The 16,804-nt window shown below is 32.2% G+C and carries 14 protein-coding genes and 1 tRNA gene; 6 read left to right on the top strand and 9 right to left on the bottom strand.

From position 1 onward, the window contains the following. Positions 1-7 precede the first annotated feature (7 nt). Together AC3VJB_RS10655 and pdxA are read right to left on the bottom strand one after the other, a co-directional pair. Positions 8-544 carry a YceD family protein gene (locus tag AC3VJB_RS10655; RefSeq protein WP_497667129.1) on the bottom strand — a complete coding sequence of 179 codons (537 nt, stop codon included), beginning with the start codon at positions 542-544 and terminating at the stop codon, positions 8-10. 74 nt (positions 545-618) lie between these two features. Beyond that, positions 619-1,653, bottom strand: a complete 1,035-nt coding sequence (pdxA, locus tag AC3VJB_RS10650; RefSeq protein ID WP_497667128.1) for a 4-hydroxythreonine-4-phosphate dehydrogenase PdxA — start codon at positions 1,651-1,653, stop codon at positions 619-621. A 63-nt stretch (positions 1,654-1,716) separates the two neighbouring features. Here pdxA and AC3VJB_RS10645 point away from each other — a divergent pair, with 63 nt between their 5' ends. Then, positions 1,717-2,307, top strand: coding sequence for a riboflavin synthase (locus tag AC3VJB_RS10645; RefSeq protein WP_047789951.1), 591 nt, complete (start codon positions 1,717-1,719; stop codon positions 2,305-2,307). A gap of 29 nt (positions 2,308-2,336) precedes the next feature. Then, entirely contained in the window at positions 2,337-3,881 is a 1,545-nt protein-coding gene (locus AC3VJB_RS10640; RefSeq protein WP_497667127.1) for a patatin-like phospholipase family protein, read from the top strand. A gap of 20 nt (positions 3,882-3,901) precedes the next feature. Here the strand turns inward: AC3VJB_RS10640 and AC3VJB_RS10635 are convergent, their stop codons facing one another. The 7 genes from AC3VJB_RS10635 to AC3VJB_RS10605 all read right to left on the bottom strand — a co-directional run bounded on the left by AC3VJB_RS10635 (position 3,902) and on the right by AC3VJB_RS10605 (position 9,948). Further along, on the bottom strand, positions 3,902-4,225 hold the full coding sequence (locus tag AC3VJB_RS10635) for a hypothetical protein (protein ID WP_073182128.1): 324 nt from the start codon (positions 4,223-4,225) through the stop codon (positions 3,902-3,904). Positions 4,226-4,231: 6 nt separating this feature from the next. Further along, positions 4,232-4,693, bottom strand: a complete 462-nt coding sequence (locus tag AC3VJB_RS10630; protein ID WP_047789954.1) for a hypothetical protein — start codon at positions 4,691-4,693, stop codon at positions 4,232-4,234. A gap of 155 nt (positions 4,694-4,848) precedes the next feature. Next, positions 4,849-5,718 carry a universal stress protein gene (locus tag AC3VJB_RS10625; RefSeq protein ID WP_053056727.1) on the bottom strand — a complete coding sequence of 290 codons (870 nt, stop codon included), beginning with the start codon at positions 5,716-5,718 and terminating at the stop codon, positions 4,849-4,851. Positions 5,719-5,721: 3 nt separating this feature from the next. Then, on the bottom strand, positions 5,722-7,338 hold the full coding sequence (locus AC3VJB_RS10620; protein ID WP_239178130.1) for a BCCT family transporter: 1,617 nt from the start codon (positions 7,336-7,338) through the stop codon (positions 5,722-5,724). A 19-nt stretch (positions 7,339-7,357) separates the two neighbouring features. Continuing rightward, the gene (locus tag AC3VJB_RS10615; protein ID WP_497667126.1) at positions 7,358-8,515 is read right to left on the bottom strand and encodes a hypothetical protein; all 1,158 of its coding nucleotides are present in this window, start codon (positions 8,513-8,515) and stop codon (positions 7,358-7,360) included. A gap of 334 nt (positions 8,516-8,849) precedes the next feature. Further along, a tRNA-Ile gene (locus AC3VJB_RS10610) sits at positions 8,850-8,923 on the bottom strand. A 53-nt stretch (positions 8,924-8,976) separates the two neighbouring features. Further along, a complete protein-coding gene (locus AC3VJB_RS10605) occupies positions 8,977-9,948 on the bottom strand; it encodes a polyprenyl synthetase family protein (RefSeq protein ID WP_497667125.1) in 972 nt (323 codons plus the stop codon). 126 nt (positions 9,949-10,074) lie between these two features. Between AC3VJB_RS10605 and AC3VJB_RS10600 the strand changes: the two genes are divergently transcribed. The 4 genes from AC3VJB_RS10600 to AC3VJB_RS10585 are packed head-to-tail and all read left to right on the top strand — an operon-like array spanning position 10,075 to position 16,787. Then, positions 10,075-10,683, top strand: coding sequence for a TetR/AcrR family transcriptional regulator (locus AC3VJB_RS10600; protein WP_047789959.1), 609 nt, complete (start codon positions 10,075-10,077; stop codon positions 10,681-10,683). A 5-nt stretch (positions 10,684-10,688) separates the two neighbouring features. Then, on the top strand, positions 10,689-12,101 hold the full coding sequence (locus AC3VJB_RS10595; protein WP_159493496.1) for a TolC family protein: 1,413 nt from the start codon (positions 10,689-10,691) through the stop codon (positions 12,099-12,101). Positions 12,102-12,112: 11 nt separating this feature from the next. Beyond that, positions 12,113-13,297 carry an efflux RND transporter periplasmic adaptor subunit gene (locus AC3VJB_RS10590; RefSeq protein WP_497667124.1) on the top strand — a complete coding sequence of 395 codons (1,185 nt, stop codon included), beginning with the start codon at positions 12,113-12,115 and terminating at the stop codon, positions 13,295-13,297. A gap of 22 nt (positions 13,298-13,319) precedes the next feature. Beyond that, positions 13,320-16,787 carry an efflux RND transporter permease subunit gene (locus AC3VJB_RS10585; protein ID WP_047789962.1) on the top strand — a complete coding sequence of 1,156 codons (3,468 nt, stop codon included), beginning with the start codon at positions 13,320-13,322 and terminating at the stop codon, positions 16,785-16,787. Positions 16,788-16,804: the final 17 nt, after the last annotated feature.

Below are 16,804 nucleotides of genomic sequence, written 5' to 3'. Positions count from 1 at the left end.
TTATGTCTTATTTATCTGTTAGTAAATCCTTTAATTTATCCCATCTAGGGTCTGTTGATTCTTCCTCAACAGGTTTTTCTTCGTTTATTCTTAATTCTTCTAATTTTCTTAAAGCATCTGATTGCATAGTACCATCAATAACATTTGGATGTACTCTTTTGCTCGGTACTGATAACACTATTAACTCATATATATATTGAGACACATTTACTTGATAAGCTTCATGCGGAAGTATCAAAATTTCATCGTGTTCATCATTAAACTCAGGTCCAAACTTAACAACCAAATTTAAAGTACCATTAACAGGTAAATCAAATAACTCATTAGTAATATCACAAGGAACATTCACTGTTCCACTGATGTTAAAAGCAAGTTCTAATAACGTGCTTTTTTTAACAAATGTAATATCAGCTTTTATGTTTGAATTGTTAAACTCGTCAAACTGAAATGCTTCAAAGAACGTTTTGTCAATTTGATATTCAAACAAATGACTTCCTTCTTTTAAACCTACAAAAGGTATGTTGAATTGTTTTAAGTCTTTCATCTACAACTATCAATTTGAGCGTGCAAAGATATAAAAAATGTTTTTACTTTTATGTTTTGAGTAAAAAAAATGAACTATTTTGCTTTTAATGCGTTTTTTGTAAGCTCTTGATACTCTTTTCGGTTCTTAAATATTTGTAATGAGGTAAATAAGGCTTCTTTAAAAGATGTGGGATTAGCATTATTTTTACCAGCAATATCAAATCCAGTTCCATGGTCTGGAGAGGTTCTTACCTTGCTCAAACCAGCAGTGAAATTTACACCATTTCCAAACGATAAAGCTTTGAATGGAGCCAAACCTTGGTCGTGATACATGGCTAAAACTCCGTCAAATTGTTTATAGGTTTTTGAACCAAAGAAACCGTCGGCTGCATACGGGCCAAAAACTAATTTACCAGTTTCTTTAATTTCAGTAATAGTAGGGCGAATAATTTCGTCATCTTCAGTACCAATAATTCCATTGTCACCACAATGTGGATTTAGCCCTAATACAGCAATTTTAGGTTTGTTAATATTAAAATCTTGTTTTAAAGAGTTGTACATGATTTCAACTTTAGATTTTATAAGCTCAGGAGTAATGGTTTCAGCAACTTTAGAAACAGGAATATGACCAGTTATTAAACCAATACGTAATTCATTTGTCATTAAAATCATTAAACTTCTTCCATCAAAGTTTTCTTCTAGATATTCTGTATGCCCTGGGAACTTAAATTCTTCAGATTGAATATTTTCTTTGTTAATAGGAGCTGTAACAATAAGATCTATTTGATTCTTTTTTAAAGCCCCAACAGCTGCTTGTAATGATTTTAAGGCAAATTTACCACCTTCTTCAGTAGTTTTACCTAAGTCTACCTTAACCTCTTCTTTCCAACTGTTTAATAAATTAACTTTACCATGAACAAGTTTATCTAAAGAAGTAATTCCATGAATACTGGTGTTAAGTCTTAACGTTTTTTTATGATATGAAATCAATTTGTTTGAAGCAAATAAAACTGGAGTGCAAAAATCAAGCATTCGTTTGTCTTCAAATGTCTTTAAAATAATTTCGATACCAATTCCATTGATGTCCCCAACCGAAATTCCGACAATAATTTTGTTTGCTTTATCCATAGTTTACTTTCGTAGGTAAAGTTGTATTTTTGATGCTAACAAAAGTAACTAAATTTTTATAGAATGTTTACCGGAATAATAGAAACTCTTGGAATTGTAAAAGGGATTGAGCGTGAAAAAGAGAATTTACACCTTACAATAAGAAGTACAATAACCAATGAATTAAAAATAGATCAGAGTGTAGCACATAATGGTGTTTGCTTAACAGTTGTTGCAATTGATAAGGATGAGTATACAGTTACAGCTATAAAAGAAACACTAGACAAAACGAATATAGGTGATTTGCAGGTAGGGGATGAGATAAACCTTGAAAGAGCAATGAAGTTAGGGGCTCGATTAGATGGGCACATAGTACAGGGACATGTAGATGGAACAGGGGTTTGTAAAAATATAGAAGATGCTGAAGGGAGTACAGTTTTTACTTTTTCATATGATTTTGATGGCTCTAATGTTACGATTGAAAAAGGTTCGATTACTATAAACGGAGTAAGTTTAACGGTGGTAAACTCTAAAAAGGATGAGTTTAGTGTGGCTATTATTCCATACACTTACGAGCATACAACCTTTAAAAACTTTAAAATAGGTACCAAAGTGAATTTAGAATTTGATGTGATTGGGAAATATGTAGCTAGATTACATGCTTTAAGAGGATAAGATAAAATTATAAAAATTGCATGAAAACCATGGAACTATTTAAGTCTATTGCCTTATGTTTTTCTGGAGGAGGATATAGAGCTGCTTGTTTTTCATTAGGAACATTGTCTTTATTAGAAAAAGTAGGTTTACTAGAAAATGTAAAAGCAATTTCTACCGTTTCTGGAGGAACAATTACCGGGGTTAAGTATGCACAATCTCAAATTGAAGGAAAAGAGTTTCAAACTTTTTTTGATGAGTATTATGCGTGGTTAGCAAAGGATGAGTTAACAAGTAATGCACTTAGTCACTTGAGATGGCCTTTAATTTGGAATCAGCCCGAAAATAAGCATAAGCGAAAAAATCCGATTAATGCTTTTGCTATAGAGTATAATAAGCTAACAAATAATGCAACTTTGGGAGAGGTTCAAGATGCAATTAGCGAAGGAAAAACGCATTTAGAAAGGGTGATTTTTAATGCTACAGATTTTGATAGTACACATCAGTTTAGGTTTCAAAATATAAAAGGAAATCAAAAAAGGTTTGGAAATGGAAAAGCACATAGCAAATATAAAGGAGTTATTAATGATATAAAATTAGGAGATGTAATAGCTGCTTCTACAGCATTTCCGGGAGGATTTGAGCCTATAGGTTTTCCGTACGATTTTACTCCGAAGCATAATGATTTAGAGGAAATAGGATTGATGGATGGAGGTATTGTAGATAATCAAGGTGCTTCTGTTTTTGTGTCTGAAGCGCAAAATCAATGTGAAGGAAAACCTGAACTTCATGACTTATATTTTTTGTGTGATGTTTCATCACCATATCCAGGAGAGGGTTTTAAATTTGCTTCTGATTCTTGGTTTAGTAAGTATGTGTCCTATGTGTCTAGCGCTTTTACCTTATTGTTTATGTTGATAGTTACCGTGTTTTTTGGAGTACAAAAGATGATGGTTTGGTACACAGTGAGTGTTGTAATATTAGCTTTTTTGGTGTTTATTCACTTTCTGTTTTTTTCATTATCTAAATTAATGCAAAATGAAACAGGTGTAGATCAAAGGTTATATTTACCGCCAAGAAGAGTTGGTTTTTATATACTTAACAGAGCAAAATCGTTGGTTCGCATGGCAAGTGTAGTTTTTCTTAAAAATGATAGGAGGCAACATGCAAATGCGATTTATAGTACTTTTCCAAATAAAATAATTACATCTACAGTGTATGAGCTACGATGTAAAGATGCTTCAGGAAATCAAACAACCCGACCAGAGAACGAGAGAGGTTGGGAGGAAATAATGAAATATACAGGAGGTATAAGCGAAGCAATTATTAAAAATTCAAATAAAAGCGCATCGTTTGGCACAACTCTATGGTTCACGAAAAAAGATAAGGCAAATGGTATGTTAAATAGTGTTATTGCATGTGGAGAGTATACTGCTTGTTATAATTTGTTATCATATCTAATTATTCAATATGGTGACAGAGCTACTGAAATGCTAATTTTTAAAAAATTATTATCTCTTTGGAAGAAATTTCAAGAAAACCCCCATTTTTTAGTAGAGGAGCGTCAAGAAAAATTAAAAACGATGAAAGGGTAAATATTCATCGTTTTCTAGTTTTAAAAAATTAAAGTTTTTATTGTGCTTACGATAGTATTAAGAACTTTATTTTTAAAATGACCTAAGCTTATTTTTGAAATACCTGCGGCTTGTAAAGCTTTCATTTGGAATAAGTCTTTCTGGCTTTTTACAAGCCATTCAAAATCTTCTACGGTAAGTTTTCCTTGTGCTAATAAAGACGTCCATCTTTCTAGTTTGTCTTTTGAATCATTCAAGAATAGTTCAATGTCTTTTTTAGATTCTTGTGAAAATTCACTAAACTTATCACTAAATAAAGAGATTAGTGATTTTTTTAATTCTTGTAATATTTTTTCGAAATCCATAGCGTATTAATTGTTTGAAAGAAGTTGTAGTAATTTGTTTTTTGTAGCAGGTTCTTTTTTACTTTCGTATTCAAGTAACAGATTAAATGCCTCAGTTATTTGCCCTTTAGCTTCCGTGATAAAAAAAGGAGAAAGCTTATTTTTTTCTTTCCATCGTTTTAAAAAACCAGCAAGTAAGTTTTTGTCTTGGTCAGCTAATAACAACCACATTTTATAGGTTATCTCGTTGTTGGGCTTGTATTTCTCGTATTCAACAATTTTAGCAATCTCATTTTGTAGTTTTTCAATTTCTTTACTGTTTTCTTCGTAAGGATTTTCAGCTTTGTCTATAAGTTGAGTAGCATCTATTTTTATTTCAATAGTTTTTTGAAATGAGTATTGATCGTATGGAGCTGTTTTAAGAATACTACAAGAAGAAAGAAAAGCAGTAATGAGGATTAAAATAAAGAAGAGTTTGTTAGTTTTCATAGTTAAGTTAATTTTTACCGAATAAATTTAATAATTTCTAAAAAAAGAATTAGAGATAAAACCCTGAAAATTTCATAGGGTTTTAATGGTAGATGTTTTAAAAATAAATTTGAATAGTATTATAAAAAAGGGAGTTGAATTTTCAACTCCCTTTTTTATGAGGCAATATAGTGTTTTACAACCCATAAAGGAATATGTAAATCTTGTGTAAATAACTCTTCTGTTACACTTCCTACTAAAAGAGAAGTGAAGTTATTATGCCCTTTATCTGCTACAAATAAAATATCAGTTTTGTCTTTTTCTGCAATAGCTCTTATTTTTTCAGGAATACTGTCATCACCAGCAGAAGCTTTTATTGTTTCTACGTTTGAAGCTTTTGTTTTATTAAGTAGTTTCTCAAATTGCAAGCTAACGTGTTTTTCCACTTTTTCGCGAGCTTTATCTATTTTAATGTAAGGAAAAAATAACTGAGGGATTTTAAAAACATTTAATACTTTTAATGTAGGTTGCTCTTTCTTTTTGTTAATGGAAGAAGCGGTGTTGAAAGCTTTAAGAGAGGCCGAAGAAAAATCGGTTGCAATCATTAGGTTTTCTGGATTTAGGTTGGCTTCTTTAGGAATAGAAAGAATATTGCATTTTGCCATTCGTAATAGTTTTCCTGAAACCGATCCAGATCCTTTGTAAGTGTTTTTATTACCTAAAATAATTAAATCAGCATGATATTTATTAGCAACATAGCTAATTAAGCTCTCTGTATAAGCATCGTCAGAAACTAATAACTCATAATTACAATCGGCATCAAAATGTTTGTTGATGCTGTTGTCTAACTCCTCTTCAATAATATCTTCAATACTAATGTTTTCTAACTGTTCAGAAAATAAGTTGCTTATTTCATACTTTTTTACATTATGAATAAAATATACATTCTCTGTTTCATGGTTTTTTGCAAGCATGCTACAATACTTAATAAGTGTAACATCTAGTTCGGAAAGGTCTAAGGCAACTAGTATATTTTTAATTTTCATAATTTAAGATTTTTGTTTTTTCGAATCTATTAATCTTTTCACAGTTTCCTGGTATTCTTCCTTTTCTTTTTGGTTTAGACGTTTGAGATGTTCTTTATAATCTTCTTTTAATCCTTTAAAAAGAGAATAGCACATTAATAACAAAAGTAAGGTAAAAGGAAGTCCGGTTGCAATAGATGCTGTTTGAAGAGCTTTTAAGCCACCTCCTAATAATAAAACGGCAGCCACAGCACCTTCTGCAAGTGCCCAAAATATTCGTTGACCTACTGGGGCGTCAATTTTTCCTCCAGAAGTTAAACTATCTACCACTAAAGAACCAGAATCTGATGAGGTAACAAAGAAACTAGCAATAAGTACAATAGCGATAATATTTAGTGCCATGGAAAAAGGGAAATCTTCTAAGAAGACAAAAAGAGCGGTAGCAACATTGTCATTTACACCGTCTGCAATAGTTGTATCTCCACCTAAAATCTCATGTAACGAGGTTGCTCCAAAAGCCGTAATCCAAAATAAGGTAATCAATGTAGGAACAATCAATACTCCAAGAATAAACTCTCTAATAGTCCTTCCTTTAGAAACACGGGCAATAAACATACCTACGAAAGGAGACCAAGCAATCCACCATCCCCAATAAAAAATAGTCCATGAGTTTTGCCATTCTGTTCCAGTATAAGCTTCAGCCCATGTGGAAAGGCTAATTAAATCATTTGCATAACTACCTGTATTTTGTACAAATGACTTTAAAATGAAAATGGTAGGCCCTAGAATTACTACGGCAAGTAATAAAAGTACTGCAATGCGCATATTCATTTCACTTAAAAATTTAACACCTTTGTCAACTCCTGAGATTACAGAAATGGTAGCAATTAATGTAATTCCAACTATTAACCATATTTGTAGCGAAATTCCTGAATCTAAACCAAAAACATGCTCTAAACCAGCGGCAACTTGTTTAACACCTAGGCCAAGAGAGGTTGCCAAACCAAAAACAGTAGCTAAAACAGCAAAAATGTCTATAATATCACCAATTCTACCATGAATTCTATCTCCTAAAAATGGGTAGAAAACAGAGCGGATTGTTAAAGGAAGTCCTCTGGAATACGTAAAATAAGCTAAAGATAACCCCACTAAAGCGTAAATACCCCAAGCATGTAATCCCCAATGTAAAAAAGTAACATTCATGGCTTCTTTGGCAGCAGCAGCTGTATTAGGGTCAGCTAAAGGAGGAGAAGAAAAATGATAAACAGGTTCAGCAATACTCCAAAAGAGTAATCCAATACCCATACCAGCACTAAAGAGCATTGAGAACCAAGAGGTGGTTGAGAACTCTGGTTTAGCTTTTGCTCCACCAATACGTAAGCTTCCGTATTTACTAAAAGCTAAGTAAAGCATAAACGCAACAAAAATATTTACCGCCAAGATAAATAGCCAACCAGTTTTGTTAGCTATAAAATTTTGTGTTATATCAAAATATGATTGAGCTCTTTCTTTAAAAAGCAAAGTTAAAGCTACACTAAGTATAATTACAATTGAAGATGTGAAGAATACAGGTCCGTTAACATTGAGTCCAAAAATTGATTTCCGTTCGTCACTTCTAATTATTTTTTTTGCTTTCTTCATGTGTTAATGTTTTGTTCTATTAAAAATAATATCCAATATTTATGTTAAATCTCATGTCCCAATTAGCATTAGGAGTTCCGTTGGCTAAAGCATTTGTCCATACAGGTCCTAACCAAGGATGATCTTTTCCTGCTGCAAAGTCTATATAAGTATAAACATTACCAGCTGTTACCAAGAACCCAAAAACATTCATAATACTGTCTTCAAAATTCTCAGCTGTTTTATCCATATAACCAAAGTCATTATAAACTTGTATGCTAGAAATAGGTTTCCATTTTAAAGGGAAGGTATATGCAGCGCCTAAAGTATATGTTGTTGCTTCTGTTGCAGTAAGGTAAGGAGCTCCATAAGCAGTTAAGGCTATAAGATCTTTATAAGTAGTATTCTTTGTGTTGTATTTGTATTTAGATACTTGCGCTTTAGCATCAAAGTTTTTCACGTTTAATTGATAGTGTAAGGCAAAGGCATGATGGCTAGAGGTGTCTTCGGTGTCTAGATTATAGAGACCACCATATTGTGCAGAAAAACCTATTTTGTGTTGTGTGTTTTTATTTCCGAAGTGATAATTTACTTTTCCATTTAATTGGTTTGTTTCTTTATACCTTAAGTCTAAGGAGCCATCCCCATTAATGTCTATAGAAGCAACATCGTATGAGTATCGACTATCGGAAACATCAGAGTTACTTCCAAAATTAAGTTCTTCAGCATTTTTGAAAAAAGCTAAAGCATATTCCCATTTTTTGCCTTTGTGTGTGAATTTTAAACCCATATCATGATCGTCTTCTAAACCAAGGTAATAGTTAATACCAAAAAACCAGCTATGAGAATTGTATTGAGTAATACCAAAAGGTACTTGCGTTAATCCTAATTGAATGTTGTCTTTTTCATTAAAATCATACCCTAGCCAACCTTGTTTAAGCATACCTCCTCCAAAACTTTGAGAATAAAAACGGTACTCAGCATTAAGTTTTATTCCTTTGTATTTTGCTTTAGCGTTAATTCTGAAGACGTCGAAACCGAAATCGCCTCCACGTTTTTTTTGACCATCTTTCCAAGAAGATAGGTTATAGTTAAATCGTAGTGCTCCGCCAATTTTAACCTCAGGCTTTTCTTGTGAAAACATAACTGTAACAAAAGAAAAAGCAACCAAGATTAGGCTTTTTTTTGTGAAATTCATTATTAATATTGATAAATGTAAAGGAAGTGTACTTGTAAAAGTACATGCTCAAGTGAAAGGAGAAGAGAGTTCTCTTTTAGCTTAAAAGAATGATGGTTGTCTTGAAGGGGGAATGAATTTGTCTGATTGATTCCTAAAAACTAAAAAGTTAAAACTGAATACTCGTTTGTTCTTTTTGTCTTTGAGTTTTTTTATCATAAGGCCGCAAAGGTACTGATTAAAAAGGGGAGGTAAAAGAAAAATTTTATAAAAAGCACTTGCAAATGATGTGTAAGTGCTTGTTTATGTGTTTTGTGTAAACAAAAAAAGCTTCACAAAAGTGAAGCTTTAAAGGTGGTCCCACATGGGCTCGAACCATGGACCCCCTGATTATGAGTCAGGTGCTCTAACCAACTGAGCTATAGGACCTGTTAAATTTGGATTGCAAAAATAAAACTTTTTTTAAATAAACACCTATTTTTTTACACTTTTCTGCTCATTAAATTTTTTCCAAAAGTACGTAACCCTTCTTTATGTTGATCAGAAATGTTAAGGTGATTTAAGTTTTCGAAAGACTTATCTGTGTAGTACTCAATAAGTTTGTGTGTTTCTTCTGGGATGTTGTTTTTCCTAAAAATAGATGAAACAATAGCTACTTTTTCAGTGTTATTTTTTTGCTTTCTATTGTAAAGATCTAGTAAATTTTCTTTGTCAGAACTATTTGCAACTTCTAAAGCTTTTAAATAAAGATATGTTTTCTTATTTTCGATAATATCTCCTCCTACTTGTTTTCCAAAAGAATCTGGATCACCAAAGGTGTCTAAATAATCGTCTTGTAGTTGAAAAGCGATTCCTAAATTTAAACCGTAATTGTATAAATGTTGAGCTTGTTCTTCGTCAGCTTTAGCAACAATAGCGCCCATTTTTAAAGCAGCAGCAACTAAAACAGATGTTTTTAATGTAATCATTTCAATGTACTCATTAATGGTTACATCATTTCTAGTTTCAAAGTCAACGTCTAATTGCTGACCGTCACAAACCTCTAAAGCAGTTTTGCTAAATAATTGTGCAAGCTTTTGAAAAACTTCAGGCTCATAATTTTCAAAATATTGGTATGCCAAAATAAGCATAGCATCACCAGATAAAATACCTGTATTTATATTCCATTTTTCGTGTACAGTTTCCTTTCCTCTTCTTAAAGGAGCATCATCCATTATGTCATCATGTACTAAAGTGAAGTTATGAAAAACTTCAACAGCAAATGCAGCAGGTAGAGCTTTTTGATAGTTATTAGAAAAAATATCAGCAGCAATTAAAGTTAAGACTGGGCGAATTCTTTTTCCTCCTAATCTTAAGATGTAATCTATTGGTTGATAAAGATTTTTAGGCTCTTTTGTAAACTTCTGAGATTCTAAAAAAGTTATAAAGTCTGATTGATATGATAATATGTCCAAATCTGAAAATTTTTGTAAAAATAAGGTAAAGATAAATTTTAACTATAACCTACATGTTAAAAAAGCTTAAAACCTTGGAAACTTTTTTTGTTTCTGAAGTTTCCTGTTGTACATTTGCATCCGATTATGAGAAATAAAATAATTAATAAAGCAGGAGAAATGTTTTTAACCTTAGGGTTTAAAAGCACAACGATGGATGATATAGCGAAAGAACTTGGCATGTCTAAAAAAACATTATACAAGTACTTTTCAAATAAAACAGCTTTGGTAGATGCTAGCACAGAATCGGTTCATAATACAATAAGTGAAACGATTGAGATGGTCAAAAGCCAAAATTACAATGCTGTAGAAGAGGAGTTTGCTGTGAAGGCAATTTTTAAAGAAATGTTTAAAAATGCAAAAACTTCCCCTATGTACCAACTAAAAAAATACTATCCAGAAACCTATACAAAACTAATAGAACGAGAAGTTTGTATGTTTAGAGATTGTAACGTAGATAATTTAAAAAAGGGAGTTGAACAAGGTTTGTACCGAACAAACATAAAAGGAGACCTTTTAGTAAATTTTTACTTTACATTAGTTTTTGGTGTGTTTGAAAGTGAATTGTACAGCAACGATATGCAAGAGGTTATGGAAATTGAATATGAAATTTTAGAATATCATATTAGAGCGATAGCGACTCCAAAAGGAGTAAAAGAATTAGAGAAACAATTAAAAAACATAAACAAAAACTAAAAATAATGAGGAAATACATATATAGTGTATTTGTGTTCTTTTTTACAGGGTATATAATTGCTCAAGAAAAAGAAATGAGTTTATCAATGCAAGAGGCAATTGATTATGCTATAAAGAACAGTTACGATAATAAAGTATCTTTAAACGATATTGAAGCAGCTAAGAAGAAAAAATGGGAAACTACTACTATTGGTTTACCACAAATAAACGGAAAAGTAGAATATCAAAATTGGCTAAAACAACAGGTGTCTTTATTACCAGTAGCAGCTTTTGATAATACTCAAAGCACAATAGATGTGGTAGAGGAATATTTTGATGGAGTAATTAGAAACGGAAAACAAGTTGTAACTCCAACAGGATTCGTTCCTTTAAGGTTTGGAACAAAACAAACAATGAATGCTTCAGTAACGTTAACACAGCTGTTATTTGACGGGTCATATTTAGTAGGGCTGCAATCAGCAAAAACATACTTGAAAATTTCAGAACAAGCAAAGGTAAAAACAGAGTTAGCAACACGCGAAGCTGTTATTAATGCTTATGGAAATGTATTAGTTACAGAAAAGTCAATTGAAATCTTAGAAAATAACAAAAAGATATTAGAGAAAAACTTGAATGAAACCCAAAAAACCTATGACAATGGGTTAACAGAATTAGAAAACGTAGAGCAATTACAAATTACTTTAGGTAATGTTGAGAGTAACTTAAGAAACGCTGAACGATTAAAAGAAATAGCATACCAAATGCTGAATGTTTCTTTAGGAAACTCGATTGAAACAAAATTAACACTAACTTCTTCCTTAGATAATCTGGTTATTGATAATACCGATTTAAGTTTATTAGCTACTCAATTTAATATTGATAATCATATAGATTTTAAAATTGCTCAAAATGATAGAGAAAGTAAGCGTTTGCTAATGAAGTTGGAGCAGAGTAAAGCTTTACCAAGCTTATCAGCGTTTATAAACTATGGAGCTAATGCCAATTCAGACGATTTTAATTTCTTAGAGAGTAATCAAAAGTGGTTTGACTATTCGTTATTTGGAGTAACCTTGAATGTGCCTATTTTTAGTAGTTTGGGAAGAAGTTCAAGAACAGCGCAAGCAAAAATAGCATTGGAAAATGCAGACATTCGATTAGAAGAAGCAAAGCAAAAGTTAAACTTACAAGTACAAAGAGCTAAAAGCGAGTATCAATTAGGAATTGAAAATTACGAAACAGCGAAGAAAAACTTAGCATTAGCTGAACGAATAGAAAAAAAGCAACAAGTAAAGTTTTTTGAAGGGATTTCTTCAAGCTTCGATTTACTGCAAGCACAAAATCAGTTATACACACAACAGAACAATTATGTACAATCAATGTTGAACGTAATTGCTAAGAAAGCACAATTAGAAAACGCATTAAACATACCACTAAAATAAAATCAACTATAATGAGAAAAATATATTCACTATTCGCAATTACATTGCTTTTAGCCTCATGTGGAGGTAAAAAAGAGCAATCTGTACAAGACGTAATAGCATCTAACGATTTAGCTAAAATTAGAGAGAAAAAAGCGTCGTTAGATACACAAATGCAAACACTATCTGATGAAATTAAGGTTTTAAATGATAAAATTTCAGAGTTAGACACGAATAAAAAAGTTCCATTAATTACAGTTCTTTCAGCAAAAGAAGAGGTTTTTGATCATTATTTAGAATTGCAAGGAGCTGTACAAACAAAACAAAATGTGTTAATTTATCCAGAAATGCCTGGACTTCTAGTACGCATTTATGTGAAAGAAGGACAGTATGTTAAAAAAGGACAAGCTTTAGCAAAAATTGACGATGGAGGTTTGGCTAATCAATTAGCGCAAGTTGAAGCACAAGCAGCATTAGCGGAAACAACATATAAACGCCAAAAGCGTTTGTGGGATCAAAAAATAGGATCTGAAATTCAGTTTTTACAGGCAAAAACTAATTATGAAGCACAAACCAATGCGGTTAGTCAATTAAGAAGACAATTAGCAAAATCGGTAATTACTGCACCTTTTTCAGGAGTAATTGATGATGTAATTAAAGAGCAAGGAACAGTAGTTGCTCCAGGAATGGGGTCAGAAGTCTTTAGAATTGTAAACTTAAAAAACATGTATATCGAAACAGATGTACCTGAAAGTTATATTACTTCTATTAAAAAAGGAAAAAATGTAGAGGTTGAATTCCCAGTATTAGGAGAAAAGTTAACATCTAAAATTCGTCAAGCAGGTAACTTTATTAATCCAGCAAATAGAACATTCAAGGTAGAAGTAGGTGTACCTAATCATGAGGGTAAGATTAAACCTAACTTAACAGCAAAGTTAAAAATCAACGATTACTCTAATGAGAAAGCAATTTTAATTCCTCAAAGTATTATTTCAGAAAATGCTAATGGAGAACAGTATGTGTATGTGGTAGAAAATATCAAAGATGAGGTAGGAACAGCTAAGCAAACAATTATAACTACAGGGAAAACGCAAGGAGATATTATTGAAGTTTTAAGCGGAATTGAAAGCGGAACAAAAATTATTGAAGAGGGAGCTCGTAGTGTAAAAAACGGACAAGAGGTTAAGATATTAACTCTTTCAGAAGAAGCAAAATAAGACACCAAAAATTATTCGTCTAATGACTGATAAAAAACAAAAAAAGCAAGTAGATAAAGAGTTTGGTTTATCTTCTTGGGCAATAAATAATAAAACAACTATCTATGTAATGATGGTTATGATACTTATAACAGGTATTTCTGCCTTTTTAAGTATGCCAAGAGAAAATTTCCCAGAAATTAGAGAAACCAAAATTTATATAAGTTCTCTCTATCCAGGAAATACAGCAGAAGACATTGAGAAGTTGATAACTGATCCGTTAGAAGATAGACTTAAAACGGTAAGTAATGTAGTAGAAATTACATCTACATCGCAGGAAGATTACTCAATGGTAATTGTTGAGTTTGATGAAAACATATCAGTAGATCAAGCTAAACAAAAGGTAAAAGATGAAATAGATCAAGAAACTTCAGGTGAAGATTGGCCTACATTTAACGGAGCTAAAGTAGAGCCAAATGTTTTTGAGCTAAGTATCTCTGAAGAAATGCCAATTTTAAACATTAATATATCGGGAGATTATCCAGTAGATAAATTAAAAGAATTTGGTGAGTATTTAGAAGATGAAATTGAAGATTTACAAGAGATTAAAAAAGTAGATATCCGTGGTGCAGAAGAAAAAGAAGTTGAGGTAGCTGTTGATATTTACAAAATGATGGCAGCACAAGTAAGTTTCCAAGATGTTATCAATTCGATAAACGGAGGTAACTTAACAATGTCGGCCGGTAATTTAATTGCTAGTGGACAGCGACGTACTGTTAGAATTTTAGGAGAGATTGAAGATCCACAAGAATTACAAGACTTTGTCGTAAAATCAGAAAAAGGAAACTCAATTTACCTTAAAGACATAGCAAAAGTTTCTTTTAAAGATAAAGATAAAACTACCTATGCACGTGAGTTTGGAGAAGCAGTAGTGATGCTGGATGTTAAAAAACGTTCAGGAAAAAACATGGTGGAGGCTGCTGAGAAAATTCAAAGAATAGTAGAAGATACCAAAGCCAATGTATTTCCGAGTAATTTAAAAGTAACTATCGCTAATGATCAATCTTCAAAAACTATTGGTCAGGTAGATGATTTGGTAAATAATATCATCTTTGGGGTTATCCTAGTAGTTTTAGTATTAATGTTCTTCTTAGGGTTCAAAAATGCCCTATTTGTTGGATTTGCAATACCAATGTCAATGTTTATGTCATTAATGATATTGAGTTGGCTGGGATATACCATGAATACCATGATTCTTTTTGGATTAATTATGGGACTTGGAATGTTAGTAGATAACGGAATTGTTGTTGTTGAAAACGTATACCGTTTAATGGATGAAGGCATGCCTAGAATTGAGGCAGCTAAGAAAGGTATTGGTGAAATTGCTTTTCCAATTATTATCTCAACCTTAACTACAGTGGCAGCCTTTGTTCCATTAGGAATGTGGCCAGGAACTATGGGGCAGTTTATGATTTATTTCCCTGTAACATTATCTGTAGTATTAGGTTCGTCATTATTTGTGGCAATATTTTTTAACTCAGTGTTAGTATCACAATTTATGAGTGTTGAAGATAAAAATATGCCATTAAGACGTATCATAATCTTGTCATCAGTAATGGCAGTGATAGGGCTATTGATAGCACTTTTAGGAGGAACGTATAGGGCGTTAGGAACGGTAATGATATTTACAGCCATTATGTTGTGGGTGTATCGATTAGCTCTACGCCCTTGGGCAAATCGTTTTCAAAATACGGTGTTACCGCGTTGGGAACGTTTTTATGAAAAAATGTTAAGAGGAGCTCTAAGAGGTTGGAGGCCTTACATTATTTCGTTAGGTACGTTAGTTTTATTATTTATTGCTTTTGGAGGTTTTGGAGCTTCAATAGGAAGTCAACGTACTAAAGTTGAGTTTTTCCCTGATAATACACCAAACCAGATTATTGTGTATATCGAGTACCCTCAAGGAACTGACATTGAAAAGACAAATCTGATTATGAAAGATTTGGAAGAGCGTGTATATAAAGTTTTAAACTCACCAGAATATGTTGATAATGGTTATAATTTCTTAGTAGAAAGTGCTGTTTCTCAGGTAGGAGCGGGATCGGGAAATCCACAAACTGATGGAGGTTCAACCGCAGAAATGCCTCATAGAGGAAAAATTACGGCTTCTATGCGTGAATATAAATTCCGTAGAGGAGCCGATAGTAAAGAATTACAAAGAAAAGTAACCGAAGCACTAAGAGGAATTTACCCTGGATTAGAAATTTCTGTAGAAAAAGAAGCAGTAGGTCCACCAGCAGGATATCCTATTAATATCGAATTGGAAGGAGAAGATTACGCAGAATTAATCAACACTGCTGAAAAAATGCGAGACTTTATCAACTCAAAAAGTATTGCAGGTATTGATGAGTTAAAGATTGATGTAAACAAATCTAAACCATCAATGTTAGTAAACGTTGATCGTAAAAAGGCAGGAGAATTAGGGGTAAGTTCATCGCAAGTAGGAAACCAATTGCGTAATGCTATTTTTGGTTCTAAAGCGGGAATTTATAAAGAAGATGGTGATGATTTTGATATCTACGTTCGTTTTAATAAAGAAAACAGGTATAATAAAAGTGCAATTTTTAACCAAAAAATTACTTTTAGAGACATGTCTTCAGGGATGATTAAAGAAATTCCTGTATCTGCAGTAGCAGAACAAACAAATACTTCTGGGTTTAGCGCTATTAAACATAAAGATGTAAAAAGAGTAGTAACAGTATATTCAGCTTTAGCTCCAGGATATACAGATGCAGCTGCAATTGTATCACAAATCCGAAATGAAATGAAGACGTTTACTGAACAACCTGATTCAGTAAAAGTAGATTATACTGGGCAAATAGAAGAACAAGAAAAACAAATGGCTTTTTTGTTGAAAGCTTTTTTTGGAGGGCTAGGATTAATTTTCTTGATTTTAATTTTCCAGTTTAACTCAGTTTCTAAGCCAGCAATCATCATGCTAGCAATCTTCTTAAGTTTAATAGGTGTATTTGGAGGATTAATTATAACAGCTAAGCCGTTTGTAATTATGATGACCATGATGGGAATTATATCTTTAGCGGGTATTGTTGTAAACAACGGGGTAGTACTGCTCGACTATACTCAATTACTAATAGATAGAAAAAAAGTAGAGCATGGTTTATCTTCTGATGAATTTGTAGATGTAGATACTTTAGGGGAAGCTGTTATTAGGGGAGGTAAAGCACGTTTACGCCCAGTATTATTAACAGCAATAACAACTATTTTAGGACTAATTCCATTAGCAACAGGGTTGAATATTAATTTCTTTACTTTAGCTAGTGAATTAAATCCGCATATATATGTTGGAGGAGATAATGTGATTTTCTGGGGTCCATTAGCGTGGACAGTTATTTATGGATTATTCATAGCAACCTTCTTAACATTAATTGTTGTACCGATATTATTCTACTTAATCACTAAGTTTAAAATGTGGTTACGTAGCGTTTTATAATTGATTTTTTGTTAACT

It is taken from the genome of Tenacibaculum sp. TB-53, assembly GCF_059716285.2.
The sequence above is the reverse complement of the archived record's forward strand: the minus strand, read 5'-3'. Positions and strand labels throughout refer to the sequence as shown.